Below are 14,251 nucleotides of genomic sequence, written 5' to 3'. Positions count from 1 at the left end.
AGGACCACGACGGCCTCCCTCTCGTCAAGAGGACGGCCCGAACCCGGCGGGCGTCAGCCCGGAGACGACGGCGTCGCCGAGGATGCGGCGGCAGGCCCCTGCCACCGTGAACGCCCCCACAGCGAGTGCGAGCTCGTCCTCGACGGCGAACACCTGACCCGCTGCACAGGCCCTACAGCCGTTGCGACGGGAACACCGGCTCCTGCCGGAGTTCGGATTTCGCGATCGCGTTGAGGTGGACCTCGTCGGGGCCGTCGAACAGGCGCATCGCGCGGTGCCAGGCGTACATGGCGGCCAGGGGTGTCGTGTCGGTGACGCCGGCGCCGCCGTGGACCTGGATCGCGCGGTCGATCACGCGCGTCGCCGCGCGGGGGACCGCCACCTTCGCCATCGCGACCAGGTCGCGCGCCGCCTTGTTGCCGTCGACGTCGATGACGTGCGAGGCGCGGTAGCACAGCAGACGCGCCTGCTCGATCTCCAGCCGCGACTCGGCGATCTGCTGCCGCACGACCCCCTGCTCGGCCAGGGGCACGCCGAAGGCCACCCGGTCCTTGGCGCGCTGCACCAACAGGGCCAGCGCGCGCTCAGCCGCGCCCAGGGCTCGCATGCAGTGGTGGATCCGACCGGGGCCGAGCCGGGCCTGCGCGGCGGCGAACCCGCCGCCCTCCTCGCCGATGACGTTGGCGGTCGGGACCCGGACGTCGGTGAAGCGGACCTCGGCGTGGCCGTGCTGGTCGTGGTGGCCGAACACCGGGTAGTCGCGCACCACGGTGACGCCCGGCGTGTCGCGGGGGACCAGGACCATGGTCTGCTGCCGGTGGGCCGGCGCGGTGGGGTCGGTCTTGCCCATCAGGATGAACACCGCGCAGCGCGGGTCCATCGCGCCGCTGGTCCACCACTTGCGGCCGTTGATGACATACGAGTCGCCATCGCGCTCGATCCGGGTGGCGATGTTGGTGGCGTCGCTGCTGGCCACCTCCGGCTCGGTCATGGCGAAGGCGGAGCGGATCTTCCCGGCCAGCAACGGTTCCAGCCACTCGCGCTTCTGCTCCTCGGTGCCGAGCAGGTGCAGCAGTTCCATGTTGCCGGTGTCGGGGGCCTGGCAGTTGATCGCCTCCGGCGCGAGGTCGAGGCTCCACCCGGACAGCTCGGCGATCGGGGCGTACTCCAGCTGCGTCAGCCCCGACTCGGCAGGCAGGAACAGGTTCCACAGGCCCTCGGCCCGCGCCTGCTCCTTCAACTCCTCGACCACCGGAGGCACCGTGTGGTCGTCCGGGCCGGCGGCCGCCCGCTCGGCGTGGTAGCGCGCCTCCGCGGGTAGCACCCGCTCCCGCATGAACCGCGCCATCGCGTCACGCAGCTCGACGGCGCGGGGTGAGGGAGCGGGCAGCTCGTAGCCGACCATGAACGCCTCCTGAACAAGACCGATCGAATGTTCGGCTGAACATAACGACCCGACGGCGGGCGCGTCAACCGGCGAGGCGCACCAGGTCCAGCGCGAACCCGACGTACTGGCGCGCGACGACCTCGGGGGAGAACCCGCCCTTCGGTGACCACCACTGCGGCAGTGCCGTGCACATCGTGACCACCGCCCGCGCGGCTTCGCGGGGCAGCGGCGTGGCCATCAGCCCGCGACGGCATCCCTCGAGCACCTCGTCGTCGACCATCCGCTGCACCTCCCGCCGGGCCTCGGCGATCCGCGTCCGTTGCGGCTCCTCGACGCTGCGCATCTCGCTCGCCCCGATGAACCCCAGCTCACGGCGGTGTGTGTGGTACAGCGCGAGGCACTCGACCAGGCCGGTGAAGCGCTCGACCGGCCCGTCGCCCTCGGCCCGGGCCGCCCCGCACCGCTCCCGCAGGTCGTCCATCGTGAGGTCCATCAACGCCACGAGCAGGTCCTGCTTGGCCGGCCAGTGGTGGTAGACCCCGGCCACCGACAGGCCCGCGCGCTGCGCGACGTCTCGGATCGTGGCGCCGTGGTAGCCGAGCTCCACGAACGCCTCGAGCGCGCCGGCCAGCGGTGGCGCGAGCCGCAGCGGCGGGAAATCGCGCCAGTCACCGCGGGGTGGCGCCGCCGGCGCGCCCCGCAGATCGTCCGCGGTGGTTCCGAACAGGTGCGCCGCCGCGTCGAGCCGTTCCGCGGAGAGGCGGGTGCGGCCGTTCTCCACGGCGCTCCAGGTTCCCGCGCTCACGCCGAGCGCTCGCGCGGCCTCCCGCAGGGTGAGGCCGGCGTCCCGCCGTGCGGTGCGCAGGCGCTCTCCGAGCAGCTCACGCTCCTCGCTGTCCTGTGATCGCGGCAACTGGCTGCCTCCTTTCCCGCTGGAGGTGACCTTAGCCGTCCTTGACATCCGGACGGCCGCTCCGTCAGAGTACCGCTGTTGTGTTCAACCCGACCGTACGAACGCTCGGTTTCGGAGGTAGTGATGGCCCAGACGACCGCGCCGCCCGGGGTGGCGGTCCCTCCGCTCGAGGCGTTCCTGCGGGCCGAGTGCCCGGGACTGCTCACCGGGCCCCTGCGTGCCGAGCTGCTCTCGGGCGGCCGGTCCAACCTGACCTACCTGCTCACCGACGGCCACCGGCGCTGGGTGCTGCGGCGCCCGCCGCTCGGGCACGTCCTGGCCACCGCTCACGACATGGACCGCGAGTACCGCGTGCTCGGCGCCCTGCACCCCACCGACGTGCCGGTGCCCCGTCCGATCATCCAGGCCGGGCCGGACGTCATCGGCGCCTCCTTCTACGTCATGGACTTCGCCGACGGCGACGTCCTGCGCGACCGCGCCCAGCTGGAGGCGGCCAACCCGACAGCGCTCGCCGGGCAGCTCGTCGACGTGCTCGCGCGCCTGCACCGCCTCGACCCGGCCGCCGTCGGGCTCGCCGACCTCGGCCGGCCGGTGGGCTACCTGGAACGGCAGGTCCGGCGCTGGGGCAGGCAACTCGCCGCATCCCGCAGCCGCGACGTGCCCGGACTCGACGAGCTCGGGCACCGCCTGGGGAAGCGGCTGCCCGCGCACCAGCGGGCCGCGATCGTCCACGGCGACTACCGGCTGGACAACGTCGTCGTCGGCGGGGACGGCACGATCACCGCCGTCCTGGACTGGGAGATGGCCACACTCGGCGACCCGCTGACCGATCTGGCGTCCACGCTCATCTGGTGGGACGGCATCAGCGGTCTCGACAGCCCGGTCGCCGCCGTGCCCGGTGACGTCCCAGGATTCCCGCCCGGCAGCACGCTCGCCGAACACTACGCGCGAGCCACCGGCCACGACCTGGCCGATCTCGCCTGGTACCTGGGTTTCGCCTACTACAAGATCGCCGTGATCTTCGAAGGCATCCACTACCGCGCCCAGCAGGGCCTCACCGTCGGCGAGGGCTTCGACCGGCTCGGCGCCCTGGTCCCCGATCTCGTCGAGCGCGGGCACGGCGCGCTCACCACCCCGACCTCCCGCTGAACAGAGGACAGACAGACATGAGCACACTGGCCGGCAAGACCCTGCTGATGTCGGGCGGAAGCCGCGGCATCGGGCTCGCGATCGCCCTGCGCGCCGCCCGCGACGGCGCGAACGTCGTCATGCTCGCCAAGACCGACCAACCCCACCCGCGGCTGCCGGGCACCGTGCACACCGCGGTCGCCGAAGTCGAGCAGGCCGGCGGAGCGGCGCTCGCCGTCGTCGGCGACGTGCGCAAGGACGAGGACGCCCAGCGCGCCGTCGACGCCGCGGTCGACCGGTTCGGCGGCATCGACGTCGTCGTCAACAACGCCAGCGCCCTCGACCTGCGCGGCACCCGCGAGATCGCGATGAAGAGCTACGACCTGATGCAGGACATCAACGCGCGCGGCACGTTCCTGCTCAGCAAGCTCGCGATCCCGCACCTGGAGCGCAGCGCCCACGCCCACATCCTCACCCTGTCCCCGCCGCTGGACCTGCGGCCGAAGTGGGCGGGCTCCTACCTCGCCTACACGATGGCCAAGTACGGCATGAGCCTGGTGACCCTCGGCCTCGCGGAGGAACTGCGGGACGCGGGGATCGCGGCGAACTCGCTGTGGCCGCGGACCACGATCGCCACCGCCGCCGTGGCAAACCTCCTCGGCGGTGACGCGGCGCTCGAACGCGCCCGCACCCCGGAGATCGTGGCCGACGCCGCGCACGCCGTCCTCGTCCGCGATCCCCGCTCCTGCACCGGGAACTTCTTCCTCGACGACGAAGTGCTCGCCGAAGAGGGCGTCACCGACTTCGACCGCTACCGCGCAGGCAGCGGCGACGAGCCGCTGGAGGCCGACCTGTTCCTCGACGCAGTGGACGCCCGGTGAACCCCGTCGCCTACGACTTCCGCGACGGCGTCGCGCGCATCCGGCTGTGCGACGGCGCACGAGGAAACCCGATCAACCAGACCACAGTGGACAGTCTCGCCGGCGCGGTGCGGCGGGCCCGCGCGGACGACGCGCACGTGGTCGTCCTGTCCGCCGAAGGGCGCGCGTTCAGCTTCGGCGGCGACGTGGCTGCCTTCGCCGAGCCCGGCGACACCGAGCAGCGGATCGACGACCTCGCCGAGACGCTGCACCGCGCCATCAGCGACCTGCACCGGATGAACGCCGTGGTCGTCTCGGTGGTGCACGGCGCGGCGGCGGGAGCGGGACTGTCGCTGGCGGCCGCGGCCGATCTCGTCCTCGCGGGGGAGTCGGCCCGGTTCACCCTCGCCTACACCAAGATCGGCTTCTCCCCGGACGGCGGCAGCTCCCTGCTGCCCGCCTCCCTCGGACTGCACCGGGCGCTGCGGCTGGCGCTGCTGAACCCGGTCCTCACCGCCCGGGAGGCCCGCGACGCCGGGCTCGTCGCGGAGGTGTTCCCCGACAACCAACTCGCCGACGGCGCCGAAGCCGTCGTGCACCAGCTGCGCACCGGCTCCCGCGACGCGCAGGTCGCGACGAAACGGCTGCTGCGCGAGACCGCCACGCCGAGCGCGGAAGCAGCCCTGCGCCAGGAGACCCTGTCGATCCGCGCCCGCGCCGCCAGCCCCGACGGCCGCGAAGGCGTGGCCGCGTTCCTGGCCAAACGCCCACCGCGGTTCCCCGGGACAGCAATGTCCCCCTAAGTGCACTGGGTCACAAAACGCTCCCGCTCGTATCGTCCGACCAGCGCTGATGCGTGCGTCCGAGTCAAACCGAACGCCCCAACGGCGGGGCGGAACGGAGCAGTGATGAGCGGGAAGCTGAACGACGTCGGGACGGGGGTCAACCTCTTCGTCGCCGGGGAGGTGCGCGGTACCGCCCGGTGGTTCAACGACACGGCCGACGTGCTGTCCATCGACGACGACGAACTCGAGGACACAATCGCATTCGTCAACAAGGGCGGCATGACGTTCCTGTCACCGATCCTGCCCGACCTGCGGGCCATCGTCTGCACCGCGGGCAGCCGCGAGTCGCACCTGGCGATCCTGTGCCGCGAGTCCGACGTTCCGTGCGTCCTCGCGGCCGAGCTGAGCACCACGGTGGCCGACGGGGACACCGTGGTGCTCGACCTCGCCGACACCGACACCGCTCGCGTGGCCGTGGCCGCCGGGGCGGTGACGGCATGACAGCCCAGCTCACGACACCCGCGAACCTCGATCGGATCTACACCGACCCCGCCTACGAACCGACGCTCGAGGAGTGGAACTGGCTCGTGCACACCGCGGGCGCGGCCTACAAGTCCGAGCTCGCCGCCCGCACCGTGTTCGAGTCCGAACTGTTCGGGATGAACACCTACATCCTGATGTCCATGATGGAGGACTACCTCCGCGTCCCCGAACGCATCCGCACGATCCGGCGGCACGCCACCCCGGCCGAGCTGGTCCGCAGGGCCTTGCCGATCGGGACCAAGCGCAGCTTCATCAACCTGGCAGCCATGCCGCTGCACTACCTCACGGGCCGCGAACTGTTCGTCGACCTCGGGGAGAACACCCTCGCCGACGGCCTCGACGACCAGCTGGAGGTGCTGCGCTTCTGGCGGGAGGCCACCATCGCCATGCGCACCGACGGCGTGCTGTTCAACATGGACGCCGACCCGGCCGACAGCTCGCACGTCGTCGACGACGCGCTGCTCGCCGAGATCCGCGGCCACCTGGTGCCCGCCGACGACGTCACCAAGGCCGGCATCCGCAAGTTCGGCGCCCGGCTGACCGCCTACGCGTTCCTGGAGAACTGCGACGCCCGCACCGCCGTCTGCGACACCGGCCCCTACCAGCTCGACGACGGCACGTTCCTCGCGCTGCGCGAAACCTGCGCAGACGGCGACGGCGACTTCCCGTGGGTGGACGGGATCCGGGAAACCCTGCCCTACCACCACTTCGTCATCGCCCACCGTCTGCCCGGGACGGTCAAGATGGACAACAACGTATGGGGAACCGCCTGGTTCACCCCCAGCGACTACCAGTCCGAGATCCTCGAAACCCGCGTGTTCTGCACCGACGGCGGCACCCTGCGACCGCTCGGCCCGGCCGAGGTCGCCGAGGCCACCAAGGCGATCCGCTCCGCTCACCGCGCGCTGTACCAGCGCCTCGCCGAAACCGATCCTGAGCAGCGCAACCTCTACGCGACCCAGATGTATGCCTGGAAACTCAAGGCGTGGGCGCGGCTGGCCGGCTGCTACGACGAGATCGACTGGAGCATCACCCCGCGCATCGCGCGGTCCTACGACAAGTTCAGCGATCCGGACCTGGCGTTGCGCCTCATCGGCGGCGTGTTCGTGCCCCAGGACCGCGACGGCTGTTTCCGCCCACTCGGAGGTTCCCGATGACCATCCTCGGCAAAGGCGTTCCGTCCTATTCCTTCGCCCCAGCCACCGGGACCGTCCGGCACTTCCGTTCACCCGACGACGTCATCGCCTCGCTCGACAGCGATCTGGAGTCGACGATCGCGCTCGTGGCCTCCGGTGGGACGACGTTCCTTTCCCCCATCCTCGGCCGCCTCGGCGGGATCGTGTGCCTCGACGGCACTCTGCGCTCCCACCTCGCGATCGTCTCGCGCGAGTTCGAGGTGCCCTGCCTGGTCGGCACCGATCTGCCCGAGGACCTGGCCGACGGCACCGAGATCGTCCTGCGCATCGAGGACGGCACCGGGGTCGTGCGGCAGGCCGGTGAAACCGCCGCCGACGTCTCCGACGCGTGGTGGTCCTACATCCGCCGTGCCGGCGACGAGATCGCGGTCAAGGACTTCGACGTCACGGTGTCCCCGGCGGCGTTGGACCGGCTCATCGCCGAAGAGCTGACCGACGACCGCCTCGACGACCTCGTGCAGCACATGGGACGGGCGTTCAAGCCGGAGATGACCCGGCGCTCCGGGTTCACCTCCGAACTGTTCCCGATGCTGCCCTACATGTCCCTGTCGGTGATCGAGGACTTCCACAGCTACGCCACGCGCGTGGCCGCGATCGACGCCGCCATGCCCGCCGAAGAGCTGGGCAAGCGGCTGCGCGAGGGGCCGAACCGCGTCAGTCCGCTGTGGATCTGGATGATCGGCTACCACTACCTGTGCGGACGCGAGTGCCTGATCAAATTGGGCAAGCTCGCCCCGGGGGAGCGGCGTGAGGAGATCCGCACCGTCGTCGACTTCTGGCGCAGGCTCACCCTGGCTCATCGCGGCGACGGGACACTGGACTACAAGGACGCGGGCTTCACCAACCGGTACCTGCCGGCCGGTGTCGTCGACGAGCTGACCGGCGTCGCGACCACGCTCGGCGCGGCCGAGTCCAAGGCGCTCAAACGGCTCAACGCCACCGTGTCCGGCTATTCGTTCCTGTACTTCTGCGACTCGCGCGTCGGCATCTGCGACTCCGGGCCCTATCCGCGCGGAGGCACCCGGCAGACCATCGTGCGCGACTACCTGTCGCTGGGCCCGAGCGCGTGGGCCTACCCGTGGGCGCAGGACCTCGAACCGGCCTACGCGGGGCTCACGATGGCGCTGACCTTCGACCGCACCGCCTTCACCGAGTTCGAGATCAACGACTGGGGCACCACGTTCACCGAACCCGACCAGCTCCTGGCCGCGGTGGACGAGGCCGCGGTCTTCGGCTGCCGTCCCGACGGCACCCGCGAACTCCTCCCACCCTCGGCGTGGCCGGAGGTCGCCGCCGACCTCAGCCGCCAGCACATGAAGCTCTACCAGCGGTTCGCGGCGATGGACCGGCGTGAGCGGATCTTCGCCGCCACCACGATGTACACCTCGGGACTGCGCCCGTTCGCCGCGCTCGCCGGTGTCACGGACCGGATCGACTGGTCGTTCTCGCCCGGCACGCTGGCGCTCTACCCCGACCCGTTCGACGACGACGACCAGGCGGCGGCCATCTTCGGTGGCGCGCTCGTCGCCAACGACATGCCGGGCTCGTTCTCGCCCGTGCGCTAGCTCGTCAGGAAGGAGGCGCCGTCGTGCGCCAGTCGATGCAGAAGATCGTCCCCGCGGACGAGCTGCTCTGCCACCAGACACCCGAGACGTTCGCGACGATCAGCCAGGCCGACATCTCCTGGACCGAGAAGCTGTGGGCGTCGCTGTTCGCCCGCGACGGTTCGCTCCAGGTGGACTGCGGCATCGGCAAGTACCACAACCGCAACGTCATCGACATGTTCGCCGGCGTCTCGCGCGGGACCGAGCAGCTGACTGTGCGGGCGAGTCGCCGCCTGGACTCCGACCCGGACCGGGTCGGAGTCGGCCCGCTCGACTACGAGGTCGTCGAGCCGCTCAAAGCGGTGCGGTTCGTGCTGCGGGAGAACCACCTGCTGCCCATCCGGTTCGACCTCACCGTCACCGGGGTCCTGCCGCCGTTCCTGGAGGCCAAGGACGGTCAACGCGAACCCGACGGGTTCCGCATCTGCTCCGACCTGCTGCGCTACCACCAGGCCTCGACGGTACGGGGACGCATCTGGATCGACGGGAAGGAGATCGAGGTGCGCGACGACGAGTGGTTCGGGTTCCGCGACCACTCGTGGGGCGTGCGGATGGACGTCGGTGAACCACCGGCGGACGTGCACCGCAGGCAGCGTCTCGACGGGAACTTCATCCTCACCTGGAGTCCGATGTGGATGCGCAACCCGGACGGCACAAGCTACGAGGTGCACCACTACCACCAGTGGGTCGACGGGAAGACGACCTACTTCTCCGGGTTCGTCAACCACCCCGACGGCACGCAGACCCCGTTGCACAACGTGCAGGACGAGCTGAAGTTCGACCCGCTCAACCGGCGTCTGCTCGGCGGCAAGATGACCTTCGACGCCGGATGGGGCCAGACCCGCACCGTCGAGATCGAACCCGCGAGTGACACCGGGTTCCACCTCGGCACCGGGCTGTACTTCGGGTTCAAGGGCCACCGGCACGGCACCTGGCTCGGCGAGTCCCATCTGGATGGTGAGCGCTACGCCGACGTGTCCGATCCGGACACCGCGCGGGAAGTGCACCAGTTGCGGGACTGCGTGATCCGCTGCCGCGAAGGGGACGCCACCGGCTACGGCATCTTCGAGTCGATGGTGATCGGCGAGCACCCGCGCTACGGGCTGACCCGGGAATCGTCCTTCCTCTGAGAAACAACGAAGAACGGGGCCGCGGACACCGCGGCCCCGTTTTCGTCGCGTCAGATCCGTGACGAGCGGGCCAGCAACGCCAGCTCCATCCGCGACTGGCACCCGGTCGCGGACAGTATCCGGCTCACGTACTTCTTCACGCTGTCCTCGGCCAGCGACAGCGTTTCGGCGATCTGCGCGTTGGAGAACCCGTCCGCCACGAGCTGCACGACCTGCCGCTGCCGCTCGGACAACCGCCCCAGCGCGGCCTGCGGTCGCGACACCGGAAGGCCCCGGCAGATCACCGACAACTGCCTGCTCAGCAATCGCAGCGTCGACAGCTCGGACACGCCCAGTTTGTCCGCCTGGGGGTCGAACATGCCCACCAGTGCGGTGTGCCCGCCGGGCAGTTCCAAGCGCAGCGCGGCCGCGGCTTCCATGCCCCACGTCGAGATCAGGAAATGCCGGACGTAGGCCTCCGCCGACGCGGGCAGCGGCCCCTGCGAGGTCAGTTCGGCCAGCGAGGACACTCCGCTGGACACCAGCTGGCGCATCGCCGCCGGTGTGCCGAACACGTCGTAGCGGGCCCACCGGTCCTGGTACTCCGGCAGCATCTTCGCCGTCTTGCCCTCGGTGAGCGGCGTGACGTCGCCGAACACGTTGTGGAACGTGGCGCCGGCGAAGAACGACACGTGGTCGAGCGCGAAGTGCTCACGCAGCGCGTCGACGACGCTTTCCTTGAAATCCACCACGCACGCGGCGGTGTCGCAGCACTCGAGGACACCGAAGGCGCGTTCGTAGTCATCGGTGTGCAGGCTGGTTCGTTTCGGGGAACGAGCCCGGCGCTGCGGGGACGTGGCCGTCTTCGTCGACGCCGGACTGTCCACCAACGTGGACTGGGTCACAGCCGGGATCGTACCTAGCTTTGGGGGCCAGCGAAAGGCAACGAACCCACAGCGAGGTGGCGATGTCCGAATCCACGGTGAGTTCCCCCAAATGGGGATCGACCGAAATGCTGCCGTTACCGGGACGGTTCAACGGTGCCGTGCGGGCACTGGCCGCGCAGCGTTTCGCGGCGACCGGCGCGCGGTGGAAGGACGTGGTGTTCGAGCGGCAGTTCGACCTGTTCTCCCTCGCCGACGCGCGGGCGGTCGAGCAGGAAGCGCTCGACGACGGCTACCGGTTCGACTTCTCCGCGACGGTGTCCCTGGAGTCCGAGCCGGACAAGTACAAGCGCCCCGAGCGTGAGACGCCCGCCTTCACCGACGGCGGCACCAACGCCGACGGCCGCAGGCAGGTCGGCGTCGGCGACAACGTCATCCGCAAGTCGGCGACCGTCACCGGCCCGGTCGCGCTGATCTCCAGGATCGAACAGGTGATGGGCTACCTCGCCGACGGCATCCCCGAAGGCACCATCGCCGTGATCGACGATTCCGGCGGCACCCTGACCGCGCCGATCATCGAGGGCTTCGCCGGCGTCATCTGCCTCGGCGGCACCGTCCGGTCCCACCTGGGGATCCTGGCCCGCGAGTACGACGTGCCGACCCTGATGAACTGCAAGATCGACACCCTCAGCGACGGCGACGTCGTCGAGCTGGAGGTGACCGCGGCACCCCCCGCGGCCGACGCGTACGAGACCGGCGACACCGGGCACGCCCGGATCTGGCTGGTCGGGAACGAGGGCTGAACCATGGCGGAGCTCGACTACCGGTCCCTGCTGGAGACCAACAACTACCTGCGCACCCTCTCCGACACCACGTACTGGCTGTGCATCACGCGCACCGTGCAGGAGTCGAAGTTGTTCCCGATGAACCCCTACATGCTGCTGAGCTATCTGAACTCGTTCTACCGGCTGCCCACCCTGCTGCGCGAGATCGACGCGGCGACCCCGGCCGAGGAGCTCGGCGACCGCGCCCGCGAGGTCAGCCTCAAGGTCGACACCGTCAACGCCGCCTGGGGCATGCCCGCCTTCTACCTCATCGGCCGCGAGATGCTGATGAACTGGGGCCTGCTGCGGCCGGGCGACGCGGTGGAGGACGTCGTCGACGTGCTCGACTTCTCGCGCCGGTTCAACCTGGCCTACCACCGCACCGACGGGCACATCAGCAACAAGGAGTTCGGCGACCGCAGCCAGTTCCTGCCCGAGCGGACGCTGCAGGTGTTCGAGGCCGACCTGCACGGCGTCACGCCAGGCGACCGCCTGCACACCGCGGCCACGAAGCTCGTGGCGCAGCTGTCGCAGTACGCGTTCCTCGCGCACTGCGAATGCCGCATCGGCCTGCACAACAGCGGGCCGTACAACTTCGGTGAGGGCCGCCAGCTGATCGTGCGGGACTTCTTCGACCTCACCGAGGGCGACTACCCGTGGCTCGACGGCATCGCCACGCGCCTGCCCGTCAACAACCTGACGATCCCGATCGTCTTCAAGGACACCAACTTCCACCTCATGGACGACTGGGCCTCGTTCGAAGCCGAGCCCAGCTACAACGCCGCCAACATCGCCGCGGTCGGCATGTACACCTCGGACGCGCTGACCGACGGCTACGTCCCGGTCGGGATGGACAACGCCGACACGCTGGCCGAAACCATGGAGCAGTACCGCGAAATCCTCAACGAGGCCACGGCGGACCTGTGGAAGCGGATCGCCACCTGGACCCGTGAGCAGATGATCGACGCCGGTGCGCTGGTGTACTCCTCGGTGGCCAAGGACTTCGCCCACCTCGCCGGCACCTACCGGCAGGAGGACTGGCTCTCCCTCGACGACCGCGTGCAGCGGTTCAAGCCGCTGATGAACGACGAATACGGGCGCGACAACCTCGGCGAAATGGTGGGCCTGCTGGGTTTTCCGCACCAGAAGACCAACGAGTACACCATGGCCCGCTACTCCGGCCTCAACCAGAACATGCTCACCGGCATCCCGTACTCGGTGCTCACCGACGACGACTTCGCGCCGACCGCGGGCGACCGGCTGTCCGGCTCGAGCAGCCTGCCCGCGAAGAACGGTCTCTGGACGACCAGCGCGGGCCGGATCGACCTCGACGAGTACAACCGCCGGGCCCGCGGCTTCACCCCCGCCGTGCTGCAGGGCGCGAACCGCTACCGCGACGAGGAATGGGTCAAGTGGCACCACGGCAGCGCCGAGGCCGACGAGCTCTACCGGCTCGCCCAGCGCGGCTCCCGCAACCTCGAGGGCCGTGGCTCGGGCCTGCGCCGCGCGGACCTGCCCGACGCCGGTGAGGGGGCCAGCGGTGCAGATCGGTGACCTGATCCGCCGGGCCGGCCGCCAGTTCGGGGCCGCGCCCGCCCTCATCGACGGCGACCGGGTGGTGAGCTTCGCCGAGTTCGACGAGCTCACCGACCGCCTGGGCAACGCCCTACTCGCCCGGGGCCTGGAAGCGGGGGACCGGGTCGCCGTGCTCATGCCCAACGGCATCGACGGCGTGGTCGTCTACTACGCGCTGGCCAAGTCCGGGCTCGTGCGGGTGCCGCTCAACAGCCGTGAGACCGCACACGAACTCGCCTACAAGATCGAGGACTCGCAAGCCCGCGCGCTGATCCACGCCGGCGAGGCGCCCGCGCCCGTGGAGGTGATGATCACGGCGGCGGCACTGCCGGAGCTGATCGCCTCCGCCCCGGCCGACCCCTGCGACGTGCGCCGCGACCAGGACGCGCCGCTGCGGCTGGCCTACACCGGCGGCACCACCGGCAAACCCAAGGCCGTCGTGCTCACCACCCGCAGCGAACTGGCCGAGGTCGCGAACTTCCTGGTCGACCTGCTGCCGAACCTGCACCCGGGCTCGGTCATGCTGCACGCCGCCCCGATCACCCACGGCAGCGGCGCGTTCTTCCTGCCGCACCTGGTCAAGGGTGCGCCGAACGTGATCCTGCCGAAGTACTCACCCGCGGCGTTCCTCGAGGCTGCGAGAAAGTACCGCGCGACCTCGACGTTCATGGTGCCCACCATGATCGCGATGCTGCTGGAGGACCCGGCGACCGCCACGGCGGACCTGGCGCTGGAACGGCTCTGCTACGGCGGCGCCCCGATCGCGACCACCGTGCTGCGGCGGGGGATCGACACGCTCGGCCCGGTGTTCACCCAGCTCTACGGGCAGGCCGAGGCGCCGCTGGCGATCACCTGCCTGCAGCCGTGGGAACACACGCCGGACCGGCTCGCCGCCGCCGGCAAGCCGTACACGTTCGTCGAGGTTCAGGTGCGCGACGCCGACGGCAAGGTCCTCGGGCCGGGTGAGGTCGGCGAGGTGCTGACCCGCGGGCCGCACACGATGAGCCGCTACTGGCGGCGCCCCGAGGCCACCGCCGACACGATCGAGCCGGACGGCTGGCTGCACACCGGCGACATCGGCCGCTGGGACGACGAGGGCTACCTGCACCTGCTCGACCGGCGGCACGACGTGATCATCAGCGGCGGGTTCAACGTCTACCCGCGCGAGGTCGAGGACGCCCTCCTGGGTCACCCCGCCGTCGTGGCGGCCGCCGTCGTCGGCCTGCCGGACGAGAAGTGGGGCGAGCGGGTAGCCGCCGCGGTCGTCACCCGCAGTGCGGCCGATCCCGACGACCTCATCGCCTTCTGCGCCGACCGGCTCGCCGGGTTCAAACGGCCCCGCGCCGTGGAGATCTGGCCCGACCTGCCCACCAGCCCGGTCGGCAAGTCCCTGCGCCGCGAGGTGCGCGACCGCATGGTCGCCGCGCGGAGCTGACCCACACC

At 70.4% G+C, this 14,251-nt stretch carries 14 protein-coding genes; 10 read left to right on the top strand and 4 right to left on the bottom strand.

The annotated features are described in order from the left end of the window. Nucleotides 1-24: 24 nt before the first annotated feature. The 3 genes from FB470_RS34740 to FB470_RS34730 form a co-directional block, all read right to left on the bottom strand. Entirely contained in the window at nt 25-153 is a 129-nt protein-coding gene (locus tag FB470_RS34740; RefSeq protein ID WP_306998623.1) for a hypothetical protein, read from the bottom strand. A 19-nt stretch (nt 154-172) separates the two neighbouring features. After that, entirely contained in the window at nt 173-1,405 is a 1,233-nt protein-coding gene (locus FB470_RS34735; protein WP_306998621.1) for an acyl-CoA dehydrogenase family protein, read from the bottom strand. A 64-nt stretch (nt 1,406-1,469) separates the two neighbouring features. Next, nucleotides 1,470-2,300: a TetR family transcriptional regulator gene (locus FB470_RS34730; protein ID WP_306998620.1), complete on the bottom strand. Its 831-nt coding sequence runs from the start codon at nt 2,298-2,300 to the stop codon at nt 1,470-1,472. A gap of 123 nt (nt 2,301-2,423) precedes the next feature. Between FB470_RS34730 and FB470_RS34725 the strand changes: the two genes are divergently transcribed. The 7 genes from FB470_RS34725 to FB470_RS34695 all read left to right on the top strand — a co-directional run bounded on the left by FB470_RS34725 (nt 2,424) and on the right by FB470_RS34695 (nt 9,546). Then, on the top strand, nt 2,424-3,449 hold the full coding sequence (locus FB470_RS34725; RefSeq protein ID WP_306998618.1) for a phosphotransferase family protein: 1,026 nt from the start codon (nt 2,424-2,426) through the stop codon (nt 3,447-3,449). Between the two features lie 17 nt (nt 3,450-3,466). Continuing rightward, on the top strand, nt 3,467-4,309 hold the full coding sequence (locus tag FB470_RS34720) for an SDR family oxidoreductase (RefSeq protein WP_306998616.1): 843 nt from the start codon (nt 3,467-3,469) through the stop codon (nt 4,307-4,309). After that, nucleotides 4,306-5,091 carry an enoyl-CoA hydratase/isomerase family protein gene (locus FB470_RS34715; RefSeq protein ID WP_306998614.1) on the top strand — a complete coding sequence of 262 codons (786 nt, stop codon included), beginning with the start codon at nt 4,306-4,308 and terminating at the stop codon, nt 5,089-5,091. Before FB470_RS34720 ends, FB470_RS34715 begins: the two co-directional genes overlap by 4 nt. A gap of 105 nt (nt 5,092-5,196) precedes the next feature. After that, nucleotides 5,197-5,574 carry a PEP-utilizing enzyme gene (locus FB470_RS34710; RefSeq protein WP_306998612.1) on the top strand — a complete coding sequence of 126 codons (378 nt, stop codon included), beginning with the start codon at nt 5,197-5,199 and terminating at the stop codon, nt 5,572-5,574. Then, nucleotides 5,571-6,773, top strand: coding sequence for a hypothetical protein (locus FB470_RS34705; RefSeq protein WP_306998611.1), 1,203 nt, complete (start codon nt 5,571-5,573; stop codon nt 6,771-6,773). The genes FB470_RS34710 and FB470_RS34705 overlap by 4 nt, the downstream gene beginning before the upstream one ends. Next, nucleotides 6,770-8,377, top strand: coding sequence for a PEP-utilizing enzyme (locus FB470_RS34700; RefSeq protein WP_306998609.1), 1,608 nt, complete (start codon nt 6,770-6,772; stop codon nt 8,375-8,377). The genes FB470_RS34705 and FB470_RS34700 overlap by 4 nt, the downstream gene beginning before the upstream one ends. A 23-nt stretch (nt 8,378-8,400) precedes the next feature. Beyond that, nucleotides 8,401-9,546: a hypothetical protein gene (locus FB470_RS34695; protein WP_306998607.1), complete on the top strand. Its 1,146-nt coding sequence runs from the start codon at nt 8,401-8,403 to the stop codon at nt 9,544-9,546. Nucleotides 9,547-9,596: 50 nt separating this feature from the next. Here FB470_RS34695 and FB470_RS34690 read toward each other — a convergent pair whose 3' ends face one another. After that, on the bottom strand, nt 9,597-10,430 hold the full coding sequence (locus FB470_RS34690) for a helix-turn-helix transcriptional regulator (RefSeq protein WP_306998605.1): 834 nt from the start codon (nt 10,428-10,430) through the stop codon (nt 9,597-9,599). A gap of 107 nt (nt 10,431-10,537) precedes the next feature. Between FB470_RS34690 and FB470_RS34685 the strand changes: the two genes are divergently transcribed. Genes FB470_RS34685 through FB470_RS34675 form a run of 3 tightly spaced genes read left to right on the top strand, consistent with a single transcriptional unit; the run spans nt 10,538 to nt 14,243 of the window. Beyond that, a complete protein-coding gene (locus FB470_RS34685) occupies nt 10,538-11,212 on the top strand; it encodes a PEP-utilizing enzyme (RefSeq protein ID WP_306998603.1) in 675 nt (224 codons plus the stop codon). Nucleotides 11,213-11,215: 3 nt separating this feature from the next. Next, on the top strand, nt 11,216-12,787 hold the full coding sequence (locus FB470_RS34680; RefSeq protein ID WP_306998600.1) for a hypothetical protein: 1,572 nt from the start codon (nt 11,216-11,218) through the stop codon (nt 12,785-12,787). After that, nucleotides 12,774-14,243: an AMP-binding protein gene (locus FB470_RS34675; RefSeq protein WP_306998598.1), complete on the top strand. Its 1,470-nt coding sequence runs from the start codon at nt 12,774-12,776 to the stop codon at nt 14,241-14,243. Before FB470_RS34680 ends, FB470_RS34675 begins: the two co-directional genes overlap by 14 nt. The last annotated feature ends 8 nt before the right edge of the window (nt 14,244-14,251 follow it).

The organism is Amycolatopsis thermophila, assembly GCF_030814215.1.
Lineage (GTDB): Bacteria > Actinomycetota > Actinomycetes > Mycobacteriales > Pseudonocardiaceae > Amycolatopsis_E > Amycolatopsis_E thermophila.
Note: the sequence above shows the minus strand (reverse complement) of the source record. Positions and strands in the feature narration are given on the sequence as shown.